The following is a 13,561-nucleotide window of genomic DNA, read 5'->3' as shown; positions in this document are numbered from 1 at the left end:
TATATAGTTTGCTGAGGTAACAAATCAGCAAGGGGCTGCCGTGACGATTCCATCCGCCGATCTCGATCTCGGTGACGTCCAGACCATCCGACGTCGCCTGCGCTACGACCGGGATCACCCGCACTACAAATGGATCGTCCTGACCAACACCACCCTCGGTGTGCTGCTGAGCGCGGTCAACGCCTCGATCGTGTTGATATCGCTGCCCGCGATCTTCCGCGGCGTCGGGCTGAACCCGCTGGAAGCGGGCAATGTCGGCTACCTGCTGTGGATGCTGATGGGCTATCTGCTCGCCACCGCGGTGCTGGTGGTGATGTTCGGGCGGCTCGGCGATATCTTCGGCCGCGTCAGGATCTACAACCTCGGCTTCGCGGCCTTCGCGGTGACCTCGGTCGCGCTGTCCTTCGATCCGTTCCACGGCGGATCGGGCGCGATGTGGATCATCATCTGGCGCGTGCTGCAGGGCATCGGCGGCGCCATGCTGATGGCCAACTCCACGGCCATCTTGACCGACGCCTTCCCCGCCAAACAGCGCGGCACCGCGCTCGGCATCAATATGGTCGCCGCGGTCGCCGGCTCGTTCCTCGGACTGATCATCGGTGGTGTGCTGTCGGAATGGGATTGGCGCGCGGTGTTCTGGGTCAGCGTGCCGATCGCCGTCGTCGGTGCGATCTGGTCCTACCGCTCGCTGCACGAGGTGGGCACCCGAACCAAGGGCAAGGTCGACTGGGCGGGCACCATCACCTTCGGACTCGGCCTGACCGCACTGCTCACCGGCATCACCTACGGCATCCAGCCCTACGGCGGGCACCCGACCGGCTGGTCCAACCCATGGGTGCTCGGCGCGGTACTGGGTGGCATCGCCCTGCTCGCGGTGTTCTGCGTGGTGGAGACCAAGGTCGCCGAGCCGATGTTCCACCTGTCGCTGTTCGGCAATCGCGCGTTCGGCCTCGGCAATTTCGCGAATCTGATGGTCTCGATCGGTCGCGGCGGCATGCAGTTCATGCTGATCATCTGGCTGCAGGGCATCTGGCTGCCGCTGCACGGGTACGACTATGAATCGACGCCGCTGTGGGCGGGCATCTATCTGTTGCCGCTGACTGTGGGATTCCTTGCTGCCGGACCGGTTTCGGGTTGGCTGTCGGACCGCTACGGTTCGCGCCTGTTCACCACTGGCGGTGCGACGCTGGCCGGGCTGACTTTCCTGCTGTTGTTGGCGATCCCGGTCGATTTCAACTATTGGGTGTTCGCGGCGATCGTGTTGCTCAACGGGGTCGGTTGTGGATTGTTCTTCTCTCCGAATACCGCGGCGATCATGTCGAGTGTGCCCGCGGCTCAGCGTGGTGCGGCCTCGGGTATGCGCGGCACCTTGTTCAACGGCGGTAATGCGCTGTCGATGGGGATCTTCTTCTCGCTCATGGTTGTTGGTCTCGCCGCTAGCCTGCCCTCTGCGCTCGAGGGTGGCTTGCGTGCGCAGGGTGTTTCGGCGGGTGCGGCGTCCCAGTTGGCGGATCTGCCGCCGGTGGCGAGCATGTTCGCGGCGTTCCTCGGCTACAACCCGATCCAGGAATTGCTCGGCCCCAGTGGCGAATTGGCCAGGCCGGGCGTTGATGCCGACACTCTCACCGGTCAGGAGTTCTTCCCGCATCTGCTCACCGGACCGTTCCACTCGGGTCTGATCGTGGTGTTCGTCGCGGCCGCGGTGATGATGTTCCTGGCCGCCGCGGCCTCGTACTTCGCCGGCGATAAGTACGTCGAGGACGAACACGCCGAACTCGCCGAGACCAGCGAACTGGTCGCCGTCCGCTGACCGAATCGCGTTCGGCCGTTTCGAGTTCTAGGGTCGAGCGCGATGAACAGTGTGCCGCCCGTGGTCGCAGTGTCGACTTTCGTATTCGTCTCCGTGATCACCGCGGCTCGCTGGTTCCTGCTGGACGAAGTGACGATGGATCGGCTCGTCAATCGGGCGCTGGGCTGGAATCTCATCGGACTCCTGTTGGCCGGGCCCGCCTTCGCCCTCGGCGAAGCCGCACTCGGGCATCAGTTGTTCCTCAGCGGTGGGCTCATCGCGGTCGCGTACCTGTACGGCCTGGCCAGACTGCTCGACGGAGCGCCTGCCGCGGGTGCGGCCCACAGACAACGCCGCTACAACGCGGTCGCGGCATCGGTCAGCGGCGTCGTGCTGTTCGGCGCGGTGGCGCAGGCTCTGGGACTCTCGGTCACGGGCGGGCTGCGCTGGGATGCCGCGATCTGGGCGGGTTCGTATCTGCCGATCCTGGTGGCCAGTGTGCTGATCGCCCGCGCCTGTGTCCGGGAACTTCGACTCCCCGGTGACACGGTGACCGAGCGGCTGGCCTACTCGGCCCTGCTGGCGGTTGCCTGCTTCTGGGTCGTTTCGGCATGTGTCGCGTTGGTGCGAGCCGCCATCGGCGTCTCTCCGGAGCAGCCCGGAAAAGCCCTGGCAGTCGTGGCTTTCGTGAACTTCGCCGTCATCGCGGTGCTGATCTCGTTTCCGCTGGTAGACGTGGTGCTCGTCCGCGCACAGCTGGATCGGGCGGGCCGGGCCTGCCGATCGCTGCGGCCGCTGTGGCGAGATCTCACGGCCGCGGTACCGGAGGTCGTGCTGCGCGAGGGCCACGTGCGTGATGGGGGATCGGCATTGCGTCTGTACCGCATGACCGTCGAGATCTGGGATGCCCTACTGCATCTGAAGCAGTATCGGGCGGACGCTCCCTTCCACGGCGATGCCGGCGAGCGTGCCCTGGCGATTGCCTATGCCGCACAGGCGAAGACCCGGGGCGGTGTCCCGGAACCGGTCCGGCACACCGGTACTGCGGTGGTAGTCGGCGCCCGCGATCGGTCCGACGAACTGCGCTATTTGCTCGACCTGGCCGCGGAATGGCCGAAGGCCCGCGCTCTGGCGAGTGCGGGCCTCGAATCTCCGGCGCGGCGAACCTATTTCGCCGCGTTCACGAAGGCGGGCTCCAGTTTGTTCAGCATGTAGGGGACCGACAGGGCGGTCGGCTGGTTGACGGCGCTGATCTCCTGCACCGTCAGGAACACCACCGAGCCCTTCTTCACCGCGGGCAGATCGGCGTATCCCGGCAGCTGGCGGTACTTTTCGTCCATGCCGGGGGAGTAGCCGGCCAGCAGCAGATCGGCGGTGAGCTCGTCGACCCGCTCGGGCGATAGCGCGAGCCTGCCCTGGTTCGACGGCTTATCGGTGAGGTTCTTCGGAATGCTCAGCCCGAGCTGGGTGAAGATCTTGCTCGACCCGTCGTTCGGGTCGGTCAGCACCATCAGCTGGGCCGGGCTGGCCAGCCAGGTGCTCGCGAAGGTCTTGCCCTTCAGTCCCGGATTCGCCTGGCCGATGGACTCCACCTTCTTGTCCACATCGGCGATCACCCGCGTCGCCGCATCCTGCTTGTGCAGCACCTTGCCGAGCGCGGTCACCTGATCCTGCCAGGGGGCGACCGTCTCCTTCGTCAGTGCGGGCAGCGTCGGCGCGACCTTGGACAACTCGTCATAGGTCTTCTGGTCGGCCAGGAATCCGTCCACCAGAATCAGATCCGGCTCCAGCGCCGCGACCTGCTCGGCGATATTGCCGGTGGTATTCAAGGCCTTCGATGACTCGAGCGCCTTCGGCTCCCACGGCGGGGTGCTCTTGGACACCGCCGCGACATTGTCGACGTATCCGGCCGGTGTCACGCCGAGCGCGAGCGTCGCATCCAGCCACTGATTCCCCAGCGCGACAACCTTTTTCGGGGTGCCGGTCACGGTCGTCGTGCCCCGTGTGTGGGTGATGGTGACGGGCGCGCCACCGTCGGACCCCGCGTCCTCGCTCGACGGCCCACAGGCGGCGAGACCCACGGTCAGCACACCGGCCAGCAGGGCAGTTGCCGCCCGCGCCCAGCCACGAGACGCCCGAACAGACTCCATCCTCACCCTCTCCTTCATCGAGGAATTCCCCGACCGACCCCTCCGAATCGCAACAGCATAGGCGAGCCTAACCTACATTCCCTCCATGACCCGCCGTCGGCATCGGCATTGATTTTCGTAGACCTATTGAACGTGCCGCTATCTAGCGGTACGTTAAATGCGTCAATTACGAATTGAGGTAGTTCCGATGAATCGAAAGAGTTCCACCGGACCCGTCCGGCCCCTGATTGCCCGCATCGCCATCACCTCCGCGCTGGCACTGGCCCCCATCGCCGCGGTCACCGTCCCCGCCCTCGCCGAACCGGTCGACACCCAGACCCCGGCGATCGTGCAAGTGGATCAGCCGGAAGACATCCACGGTTACCCCGGCTACGGCGGCTGGGGCCACGGCGGCTGGGGTGGCTGGGGCGGGTGGGGCCACCGCGGCTGGCCCGGTTACCCCGGCTACTGGCCCGGCTACCCGAGCATCTGGCCCGGCTACGTCCCCCTCCCCTCCACCGGCAGCGCCTTCTGACCCGAATCGCCTCGGCGGCGACACCTGTTCGTCAAAACGCGATTGCATGAAAAGAAGCCCGGTCCAACACCGGGCTTCTTTTGCGCCACGGATAGTTTCGTGAACCCGGTTCGACGACTACGCCGACTGCAGCGGTGTGATGGCGGCCAGCACGCTGGCGAGTCGGATGCGTTCGACCTCGATGTCGTACCGGTCCTGGAGGTTGATCCAGAAGCGTTCGCTGGTGCCGAAGTATCGCGCAAGCCGCAATGCTGTGTCCGGGGTGATGCGTCGCTTGCCATGCACGATCTCGTTGATCCGGCGCGGTGGCACACTGAGCGCGACTGCTAGGCCGTTCTGGGAAATCCCCAGCGGCACAAGGTACTCCTCGTTGAGGATTTCTCCCGGATGAATCGGGTCCATCACCGTGGCCATATCGCCGTTCTCCTTTCAGTGATAGTCAACGATCTCGACGTCATGCGGCCCCGCATCGGTCCACGTGAAGCAGATTCGCCACTGTTGGTTGATGCGAATGCTGTACTGGCCCTCCCTGTCGCCGGTCAGCTTCTCGAGCCGGTTTCCTGGCGGCACCCGCAGATCGTTGAGGTGATCGGCGGCGTCGAGGATCAGCAGCTTTCGGTAGGCGGACCGCTGCAGCTCAGGGCTCAGTCGTCGGCATCGTTGCCGGTTCCACACGTCTTCGGCGTCCTTGCCTGTGAACGTTAGGATCACGCCATCCACTATAACGCGCCGCGTCATAGCTGGAGATGGGTCGCGCTTCGCGGACTTGGTCCGATAGCAGTGAAGCCCGGCGTGGTGGCCGGGCTTCAGTGGGGGCGAGGGTCAGAGGGTGATGCGCTGGTTTTCCGGGAGGAAGAGTTTGTCGCCTTCCTTGACCGCGAAGGTGTTGTAGAACTGGGCGATGTTGCGGACGATCTGGTTGCAGCGGAATTCGTTGGGGGCGTGGACGTCCTGGAGCAGGCTGATGGTGGATTCCTCGGTTTGCTTTTCGCGCCAGCTGCGGGCGTAGGAGAGGAACATCTGCTGGTAGTCGGGGTCGATGCCCTCGCGTTTGGCGGCGATGCGGTATGCCTCGACGGCGATTTGCAGGCCGCGCAGGTCGGCGAGGTTTTCGCCGACGGTGAGTGCGCCGTCGACATGGTATTTGGGATCCAGGCCCTCGGGAACCAGCACATCGAACTGATCGATCAGCTGTTTGGTCTTGGCTTCGAACGCGGCCAGGTCCTCGGGCGTCCACCAGTCACTGCGGTTGCCGTTGGCGTCGTACTTGCGACCCTGATCGTCGAAGCCGTGGCCGATCTCGTGGCCGATGGTGGCGCCGACCGCGCCGTAGTTGACCGCGGTGCTGGCGTCCTTATCGAAGAACGGCGGCTGCAGATAGGCGGCGGGGAAGGTGATCTGGTTGCTGGTCGGTGAGTAGTAGGCATTGACGGTCTGCGGCGACATACCCCATTCGGACTTGTCGACGGGGGTGCCGAGCCGGTTGAACGCCTTCTTGGAGTCGAAAGCGTTTACGGCGCGCAGGGATTCGATCAACTTGCCCCTGGTGATCTTCAACCCGGAGTAGTCGTCCCACTTGTCCGGATAGCCGATCCTGGCCTCGATCTTGTCGAGCTTGAAGATCGAGGCATCCCTGGTCGGCTGCGACATCCACGACGAGTGGGTGAAGTTCTCCCTATAGGCGGCCATGAGGTCGGCCACCATCTCCTTCGCCCGGTCCTTCGCGGCGGGCGGAAAGTGCTTGTCGACATACAGTTTGCCGAGCTGGTCGCCCAGATTCTCGTTGACGACGCCGACACCGGACTTCCAGATTTCCGGCCGCTCCTCGAGCCCGTTGAGCACCTTGCCGACGAAGTCGAAGCGTGCGTCGCGGATCGCCTTGGGCAGGAAGCGGGCGTATTCGGCGACCACATTGACCCGCAGATACTCCCGCCACAGCGCGATATCGGTGTCTGCCCACAGCTGCGCCGCCGCGGTCACGAACGACGGCTGCGCCACCACGATCTTGTCGAACAGCGAGCGCGGCCGATCGGTATTGCCCGTCATCCACGGATCCCAATCGAATTGCGGTCCGAGCGCGACCAGATCGTGCCAGCTCATCAGGTTGTAGGTGGCATCGGTATTGCGATTGCGCACGCTGTCCCAATGCGCCGCCGCGATCTTGGTCTCCAGATCGACCATGCGCTGCGCAATGCCCGCCGGATCGGCGAAACCCGAACCCTCGGACAACTTTTCGAGATAGAACTTGTAGCCGCCGAGCTGCTTGGCGAACTCCGGCTTGCGGTAGTACTGCTCGCTCAGCCCGATACCCGACTGACTGATGGTCGGGATATAGGCATTGGAGTCCTTGCGATCGATGCCGACACCGATGCCGATCAGCCCGGAGATCGGCAGCTCCGCCATCACCTTGGCCAGATCCGGTTTGGTGGCCGCGCCGTCGATCTTGGCGAACAGATCGGCCAGCGGTGTCATGCCGAGCGTTTCGAAGGTGGCCTCGTCGAGTCGCGCGTCGTAGAGATCGCGAATCTGCTGCGCCTCCGAACCCGCCTTCGGGTCCTGGATGCCCTCGATGATCTCGCGCAGCTGATCCAGCGTCCGATCGCTGGCGTCGCTGATCGCGCCGACCGCGGCCTTATCCGGCGGCAGCTGGTACTCGCGCAGCCACGTGCCGTTGACATGCCGGTACAGATCGTCCTGCGGCCGGATCGCCGCGTCCGCGCCGCCCATATCGACCCCGGCGAGCCGCACCGAATGCTCATTCTCGGAGCAGGAGACCAGGGCGACGGCGGCGGGCACCACTCCGAGCGCCACCAGGAAGGCACGACGGTCCAGCTGACCGGCACGACCGGTTGATGTCACGAGGATTCCTCTCCCGATGCGGTCGGGCCGCATCCGCGTCAGGCGCGATAGTGCTGGCCCGAGGCTACCTGCCCCCGGCCCGGCCAGCCCGTCGTATCAGAGCGAGACGCGCTGGTCCCGGGGCAGGAACAGCTTGTCCCCCTGCTGGACGCCGAACGTGGTGTAGAACTCTTCGATATTGCGGACCACCTGATTGGCGCGGAACTCGTTGGGCGCGTGCACATCCATCGCGAGCCGCAATTCCTGCTGCTGCGCCGTTGATTTGTTCCGCCAGATCCGCGCCCAGGACAGGAACATCGTCCGGTGGTCGAAATTGTCCTTGCCGTCGCGTTTGCCGGCGATCACCAGGGCGGCCAGCGCGATGCCGAGACCGCGCAGATCGGCGAGGTTCTCCCCGACCGTGAGGGCGCCGTCGACGTGCTTGCTCGGATCCAGGCCCGCCGGGACCAGCCCGTTGTACTGCTCGATCAGCTGTTTGGTCTTGATATCGAAGGCGGCCCGATCCTCGGGTGTCCACCAGTCGCGCAGATTGCCGTCTCCGTCGTAACGCGACCCCTGATCGTCGAACCCGTGCCCGATCTCGTGCCCGATGACCGCCCCGATCGCGCCGTAATTGACCGCGGCCTCGGCGTCCTTATCGAAGAACGGTGGCTGCAGAATGGCGGCGGGGAAGGTGATCGAGTTGGCATTCGGGTCGTACATGGCATTCACCACCTGCGGCGGCATAACCCATTCGGACTTGTCGACCGGGGTGCCGAGCCGCGCGAAATGGCGCTTGTTCTCGAAACTCTCGGCGGCACGGACGGATTCGATCAATTTGCCGCGGGTGATGGTCAACCCGGAGTAGTCGATCCAGGCATCCGGATAGCCGATCTTCGTGACGATCTTGTCGAGTTTGGCGATGGCGGCCTGCCTGGTCGGCGGCGACATCCAGGTCGAATCGGTGAAGTCGGCCCGATAGGCGGCCATGAGGTCGGCGACCATCGCCAGCGCGCGTTCCTTGGCCGCGGGCGGAAAGTGTTCGGCCACATAGAGTTTCCCGAGCTGCTGCCCGAGATGCACATTGACGGTCTCGATCCCGTCCTTCCACGGCTCCTGGCGTTCGCGCAACCCCTGCAGCGCCTTGCCGACGAAATCGAATTCGGCATCGGCGATGGCCTTGGGCAGCAGCGACGCGAAATGTTTGACCACCGCCATACGCAGATACTCCCGCCAGACCGCGATATCGACCTCGGTCCAGAGCGCTCCGGCCGCTGCCACGAACGACGGCTGACCGACCACCACCCTGTCGAACAGCGAGTGCGGTCGGTCGGTAGCGCCCGCGAGCCACGGCTCCCAGTCGAATTGTGGTGCGAGCGCGGTCAATTGGGCCCAGCTCATGGGGTTGTAGGTGGCGTCCGGATTGCGCAGCCGCACATCGTCCCAGAAAGCGGCGGCGATCCTGGTCTCCAGCTCGAATACGCGCTGAGCGGTGCCCGCGGGATCGGCAAAGCCGGCACCGGCGGCGACGCGCTCCAAATAGGTCAGATAGGCCGCGCGCTGCTCGGCGTACGCGGGCTTGCGGTAATACTGCTCACCCATATTTGGATCGATGCCGGACTGGGTGATGGTGGCGACATATTGGGCGGAGTTCTTCGGATCCACCCCGACGTCCGATCCGATCAGCCCGCCGATCGGCAGCCCGCCCATCACCCGGGCGAGATCCGCCTTATTCGCCGCGCCATCGATCGCGGCGAACAGATCGGCCAGCGGGGTGAGGCCGAGCCGCTCGATCTCGGCCGAATCGAGCCGCGCGTCGTAGAGATCGCGGATCTGCTGTTCGGCGGACCCCGGCCTCGGATCGCGGATACCCGCCACGATTTCCCGCAACTGCGCTTCGACGCGATCGCCGACCTCGTCGAATGTGCTGTAGGACGGCCTATCCGGCGGCAATTGATAATCCCGCAGCCAGCTGCCGTTGACGTATCGGAACAGATCGTCCTGCGGCCGGATCGCCTGGTCCTCGCCCCGCATATCGACCCCGGTGAGCCGCACCGGCTGATCCCGCGAGCACGAGACCAGCGCCGTGGTGGCCGGAATCACGCCGAGTGCGATCAGGAAGGTGCGACGACCGAACCGGACGGAACGCGCGGACGAACTCAAGAGAACCCCTTTTCCAGCGGCGATGTGGAATGTGCACAGGTCTTCCGGTGATCTTGCTGGTCCCGAGGGTAGTAACGTGGCAGGCCGCGAGCACTGATCCGCGCGGGTTTCACAGCGGAAGTTCAGCCTGCGTCGACGAACCCGATTTGGGGACGACCTGGGCATTCACCTACACTGAACCGGTTGCCTGCGGGAGCTATGCCCGCAATCCGGCCGCGAACCCCCAGTGGTTGGGTCATCGAGATCCACATAACCGCTGGCAGGCGCGCGTTCGGGTGGTGACACGACCATGCCCGTCGGGTCGGCAATCCGGCGTGCGTATACATCCAGGTCAAGGAGGCTGAAGTGATTCAGCAGGAGTCGCGACTGCGCGTCGCCGACAACACGGGTGCGAAGGAAATCCTCTGCATCCGCGTTCTCGGTGGTTCGTCGCGTCGCTATGCCGGTATCGGCGACATCATCGTCGCCACCGTCAAGGACGCCGTCCCCGGTGGCAACGTCAAGAAGGGCGAGGTCGTCAAGGCCGTCGTCGTGCGCACCGTCAAGGAGCGTCGTCGCCCGGACGGTTCGTACATCAAGTTCGACGAGAACGCGGCCGTGCTGATCAAGGCGGACAACGACCCGCGTGGCACTCGTATCTTCGGCCCGGTCGGCCGCGAGCTGCGCGAGAAGAAGTTCATGAAGATCGTTTCGCTGGCCCCGGAGGTGCTCTGACATGAAGGTGCACAAGGGCGACACCGTGCTCGTCATCTCGGGTAAGGACAAGGGCGCGAAGGGCAAGGTCATCCAGGCCTACCCGCAGCAGAACCGGGTCCTGGTCGAGGGCGTGAACCGGATCAAGAAGCACGTTGCCAACTCCGCCACCCAGCGCGGCGCCTCGTCGGGCGGCATCGTGACCCAGGAAGCTCCGATCCACGTGTCCAACGTGATGGTCGTCGACTCCGACGGCAAGCCGACCCGCGTCGGCTACCGCACGGACGAGGAGAGCGGCAAGCGGGTCCGGATCTCCCGTAAGAACGGGAAGGACATCTGATATGACCACCTCTGAGCAGACCCAGCCGCGCCTGAAGGCCCGCTACCGGGCCGAGATCAAGGACGCGCTGAACAGCGAGTTCGACTACGCCAACGTGATGCAGATCCCGGGTGTGGTCAAGGTCGTCGTGAACATGGGTGTCGGTGACGCCGCGCGCGACGCCAAGCTCATCAACGGCGCGGTCAAGGATCTGGAACTGATCACCGGTCAGAAGCCCGAGATCCGCAAGGCCACCAAGTCGATCGCGCAGTTCAAGCTGCGCGAGGGCATGCCGATCGGCGCGAAGGTCACCCTGCGCGGCGACCGCATGTGGGAGTTCCTGGACCGCTTGGTCTCCATCGCGCTGCCCCGTATCCGCGACTTCCGCGGCCTGTCGCCGAAGCAGTTCGACGGCAACGGCAACTACACGTTCGGCCTGAGCGAGCAGTCGATGTTCCACGAGATCGACGTGGACTCCATCGACCGCCCGCGCGGTATGGACATCACCGTGGTGACCACTGCGACCAACAACGAAGAAGGCCGTGCCCTGCTCAAGCACCTCGGCTTCCCGTTCAAGGAGAACTGAGCACATGGCTAAGAAAGCACTGGTCAACAAGGCCAACAGCAAGCCGAAGTTCGCCGTTCGCGCCTACACCCGCTGCCAGCGCTGCGGCCGCCCGCACGCGGTGTACCGCAAGTTCGGCCTGTGCCGCGTGTGCCTGCGCGAAATGGCGCACCGCGGTGAGCTCCCGGGCGTGCACAAGAGCTCCTGGTGAGCCCGCGCTCCTCGTGAGCGCACCCGCACGAAACTGAACAAGGGCACGGTCTCCAGCGGAGGCCGTGCCCTTGTGCGTTTCAACTGGATTGAGCCGGTTCAGAATTCGACCGCAGCGCCTGCCCTGAGGTTCGCTAAGTGGCGATCCGGTCCGACTCATGTGCCGCTGAATCGCCGGGAACCGCCGTCATGCGAATGTTCTCCAGTACCGTGGCCATGCGGTCGACGTCGTGATCGGAGAACAGCTGCTCCGGCCCTTCGGGCGCCGACATCGACAATGCCGTTTCGGGCAACGACATCGATAAGCATGTCGAGGAAATGCAGCTGGTTGGCAGTGAGGTTCTTTCCGGTCAGGAACGTCGCGAAAGCCGTTGACACTGCGGCCGGTTCGAGCCCGGACAGCGACCGCGGGAACAATCCAAGCCCGCCATGTTCGGACCTGGCGTGCTCGATGTCCTCCGCAATGGTGTCCGTGAATCCATCCACGCGGATGTCGATGCGATCGGTGGTGTGTTCGATCTCATTTGCGCGGAAACGCCCAGATCCAGTTGATGCTGTCGAACAGGTGATCGGGCAAATCCTCATCGAACTCCAGGAACCGCGTTCCGCCGAGGAATTCGAGGCCGTTCGGTTCTGGTGGGCGAATCGGATCAAGCAGCGATGCGTCGGCGGGCGAGGTTTCGACCCATCCGCCCTGGTAGGTCGTGCGCCCAACGTCTGCCACCGGAAGGAAGCCATGGAAATAGTCTTCCGATAGAAAAATCGTCACTTCGGAGTTGAAGAGGAAGGGCGTCGTAACCAGGCACGCGACGCGGCTGTTTTCCGGGCGTCGCGCCGAGCGTTCAACCGCCTCGGCAGCAGCGAAAACAGCGGCAAGGCACGCTGTGCGGATCGCATTCGTTGCGTACGGGGGCTCGACCAGTTTGGCGATGACCGGAAGCTTGAAATTCCAGTAGCGTTGGTCGACGAGGCGCGACGCGTCGGGAATCTGCTCAACGATTCGCTCTGGCCAACGAGCGAGCTGACGCAGGTGACGTCCCGGATTGCGAAGCTTCTTCTTCGGCTGCAGGTCGAGACGACGCATCAGTGCAACCTACGCCGGGGTGCGCGGCCGGGGGCGATTTGGCCCCCAGCTGGGGCTTGTCTACACTAGAGCGGTTGCTTGGGCACCTCTGTGTCCGCATGTCCTCGGTGCGATGCTGCATCGACGTGCGGACGGCCCTCGCACCGAGAGCTCATATGAGAACTCAATCCGGTCGGCAAGTGTCGGCCGGACCGCCGAATTGCTATAGGCCCACGGCTGGCGTGCCGATGTGTACGCCGGTGTTGCATGGGAACCGTAGCGAGAAAGGTGTCAAGGTCGAACCATGACCATGACTGATCCGATCGCAGACTTCCTGACACGTCTGCGCAACGCCAACTCGGCGTACCACGATCAGGTGAAGGCTCCGCACTCGAAGCTCAAGGCGAATATCGCCGAGATCCTCAAGCGCGAGGGTTACATCGCCGACTACCGGACCGAGGACGCGACCGTGGGCAAGACCCTCGTCGTCGACCTCAAGTACGGCCCCAGCCGTGAGCGCAGCCTGCAGGGTCTGCGTCGCGTGTCGAAGCCGGGTCTGCGTGTGTACGCGAAGTCCACCAACCTGCCCAAGGTCCTGGGCGGCCTCGGCGTGGCGATCATCTCCACGTCGACCGGTCTGCTCACCGATCGTCAGGCGGCCAAGCAGGGCGTGGGCGGCGAAGTCCTCGCCTACGTCTGGTAAGGGAGGTAGGACACATGTCGCGTATTGGTAAGAAGCCCATCGCAATTCCTGCCGGTGTCGAGGTGAACATCGACGGCCAGAACGTGTCGGTGAAGGGTCCCAAGGGCACCCTGACCCACGTCGTCGCCGAGCCGATCACCGTCACCAAGGGCGAGGACGGCCAGCTCGAGGTCGCCCGTCCGGACGACCAGCGCCAGAACCGCTCGCTGCACGGCCTGACCCGCACCCTGGTCTCGAACATGATCGAGGGCGTGACCAAGGGCTACGAGAAGAAGATGGAAATCTTCGGCGTCGGTTACCGTGTCGCGGCCAAGGGCTCCAACCTGGAGTTCGCCCTCGGCTACTCGCACCCGGTGCCGATCGAGGCCCCGGAGGGCATCACCTTCGCGGTGGAATCGCCCACCAAGTTCTCCGTGTCCGGTATCGACAAGCAGAAGGTCGGCCAGATCTCCGCTGTCATCCACGGACTGCGCAAGCCCGACCCGTACAAGGGCAAGGGCATCCGCTACGCCGGTGAAGTCGTTCGCCGCAAGGTCGGAAAGACGGGTAAGTGA

16 protein-coding genes and 1 pseudogene are annotated in these 13,561 nt (G+C 64.4%); 9 read left to right on the top strand and 8 right to left on the bottom strand.

Features of this window, described 5'->3' with window-relative positions; genetic code table 11:
• Positions 1-40: 40 nt before the first annotated feature.
• Both ACHQ4I_RS39440 and ACHQ4I_RS39435 read left to right on the top strand, forming a co-directional pair.
• Positions 41-1,810: an MFS transporter gene (locus tag ACHQ4I_RS39440; RefSeq protein WP_420777009.1), complete on the top strand. Its 1,770-nt coding sequence runs from the start codon at positions 41-43 to the stop codon at positions 1,808-1,810.
• A 42-nt stretch (positions 1,811-1,852) separates the two neighbouring features.
• On the top strand, positions 1,853-3,004 hold the full coding sequence (locus ACHQ4I_RS39435; protein ID WP_420777008.1) for a DUF6545 domain-containing protein: 1,152 nt from the start codon (positions 1,853-1,855) through the stop codon (positions 3,002-3,004).
• Here ACHQ4I_RS39435 and ACHQ4I_RS39430 read toward each other — a convergent pair.
• Positions 2,956-3,939, bottom strand: a complete 984-nt coding sequence (locus ACHQ4I_RS39430; protein ID WP_420777007.1) for an ABC transporter substrate-binding protein — start codon at positions 3,937-3,939, stop codon at positions 2,956-2,958. The genes ACHQ4I_RS39435 and ACHQ4I_RS39430 overlap by 49 nt on opposite strands.
• Before the next feature lie 187 nt (positions 3,940-4,126).
• On the opposite strand from ACHQ4I_RS39430, the gene ACHQ4I_RS39425 reads away from it, so the two are divergent.
• Positions 4,127-4,453, top strand: coding sequence for a hypothetical protein (locus ACHQ4I_RS39425; protein ID WP_420777006.1), 327 nt, complete (start codon positions 4,127-4,129; stop codon positions 4,451-4,453).
• Between the two features lie 117 nt (positions 4,454-4,570).
• On the opposite strand, the gene ACHQ4I_RS39420 is transcribed toward ACHQ4I_RS39425, so the two are convergent.
• The 4 genes from ACHQ4I_RS39420 to ACHQ4I_RS39405 form a co-directional block, all read right to left on the bottom strand.
• The gene (locus ACHQ4I_RS39420; RefSeq protein WP_420777005.1) at positions 4,571-4,867 is read right to left on the bottom strand and encodes a HigA family addiction module antitoxin; all 297 of its coding nucleotides are present in this window, start codon (positions 4,865-4,867) and stop codon (positions 4,571-4,573) included.
• A gap of 15 nt (positions 4,868-4,882) precedes the next feature.
• Positions 4,883-5,164, bottom strand: coding sequence for a type II toxin-antitoxin system RelE/ParE family toxin (locus ACHQ4I_RS39415; protein WP_420777004.1), 282 nt, complete (start codon positions 5,162-5,164; stop codon positions 4,883-4,885).
• A gap of 111 nt (positions 5,165-5,275) precedes the next feature.
• Positions 5,276-7,312 carry a M13 family metallopeptidase gene (locus ACHQ4I_RS39410; RefSeq protein ID WP_420777003.1) on the bottom strand — a complete coding sequence of 679 codons (2,037 nt, stop codon included), beginning with the start codon at positions 7,310-7,312 and terminating at the stop codon, positions 5,276-5,278.
• A gap of 96 nt (positions 7,313-7,408) precedes the next feature.
• Entirely contained in the window at positions 7,409-9,454 is a 2,046-nt protein-coding gene (locus ACHQ4I_RS39405; protein WP_420777002.1) for a M13 family metallopeptidase, read from the bottom strand.
• A gap of 345 nt (positions 9,455-9,799) precedes the next feature.
• On the opposite strand from ACHQ4I_RS39405, the gene rplN reads away from it, so the two are divergent.
• From rplN to ACHQ4I_RS39385, 4 genes are read left to right on the top strand one after another with little or no spacing between them, the layout of a single operon-like run.
• Positions 9,800-10,168, top strand: a complete 369-nt coding sequence (gene rplN / locus ACHQ4I_RS39400; protein WP_040686591.1) for a 50S ribosomal protein L14 — start codon at positions 9,800-9,802, stop codon at positions 10,166-10,168.
• Position 10,169: 1 nt separating this feature from the next.
• Positions 10,170-10,487: a 50S ribosomal protein L24 gene (gene rplX / locus ACHQ4I_RS39395; protein ID WP_420777001.1), complete on the top strand. Its 318-nt coding sequence runs from the start codon at positions 10,170-10,172 to the stop codon at positions 10,485-10,487.
• A 1-nt stretch (position 10,488) separates the two neighbouring features.
• Entirely contained in the window at positions 10,489-11,052 is a 564-nt protein-coding gene (gene rplE / locus ACHQ4I_RS39390; protein ID WP_150404096.1) for a 50S ribosomal protein L5, read from the top strand.
• Between the two features lie 4 nt (positions 11,053-11,056).
• The gene (locus ACHQ4I_RS39385; RefSeq protein ID WP_062983162.1) at positions 11,057-11,242 is read left to right on the top strand and encodes a type Z 30S ribosomal protein S14; all 186 of its coding nucleotides are present in this window, start codon (positions 11,057-11,059) and stop codon (positions 11,240-11,242) included.
• Between the two features lie 133 nt (positions 11,243-11,375).
• On the opposite strand, the gene ACHQ4I_RS39380 is transcribed toward ACHQ4I_RS39385, so the two are convergent.
• From ACHQ4I_RS39380 to ACHQ4I_RS39370, 3 genes and pseudogenes are all read right to left on the bottom strand, one after another.
• Entirely contained in the window at positions 11,376-11,540 is a 165-nt protein-coding gene (locus ACHQ4I_RS39380; protein ID WP_420777091.1) for a hypothetical protein, read from the bottom strand.
• Positions 11,541-11,568: 28 nt separating this feature from the next.
• A pseudogene (locus tag ACHQ4I_RS39375) lies at positions 11,569-11,826 on the bottom strand (hypothetical protein); the annotation flags it as partial.
• Entirely contained in the window at positions 11,762-12,325 is a 564-nt protein-coding gene (locus ACHQ4I_RS39370) for a DUF3916 domain-containing protein (protein WP_420777000.1), read from the bottom strand. The gene ACHQ4I_RS39370 and the pseudogene ACHQ4I_RS39375, both read right to left, overlap by 65 nt.
• Before the next feature lie 283 nt (positions 12,326-12,608).
• On the opposite strand from ACHQ4I_RS39370, the gene rpsH reads away from it, so the two are divergent.
• The gene (gene rpsH, locus ACHQ4I_RS39365) at positions 12,609-13,007 is read left to right on the top strand and encodes a 30S ribosomal protein S8 (RefSeq protein ID WP_062983150.1); all 399 of its coding nucleotides are present in this window, start codon (positions 12,609-12,611) and stop codon (positions 13,005-13,007) included.
• A gap of 14 nt (positions 13,008-13,021) precedes the next feature.
• Positions 13,022-13,561, top strand: coding sequence for a 50S ribosomal protein L6 (gene rplF, locus ACHQ4I_RS39360; RefSeq protein WP_420776999.1), 540 nt, complete (start codon positions 13,022-13,024; stop codon positions 13,559-13,561).

Origin of the sequence: Nocardia nepalensis, from assembly GCF_048910785.1 — a bacterium.
In the GTDB taxonomy this organism is placed as follows: domain Bacteria; phylum Actinomycetota; class Actinomycetes; order Mycobacteriales; family Mycobacteriaceae; genus Nocardia; species Nocardia nepalensis.
Note: the sequence above shows the minus strand (reverse complement) of the source record. Positions and strands in the feature narration are given on the sequence as shown.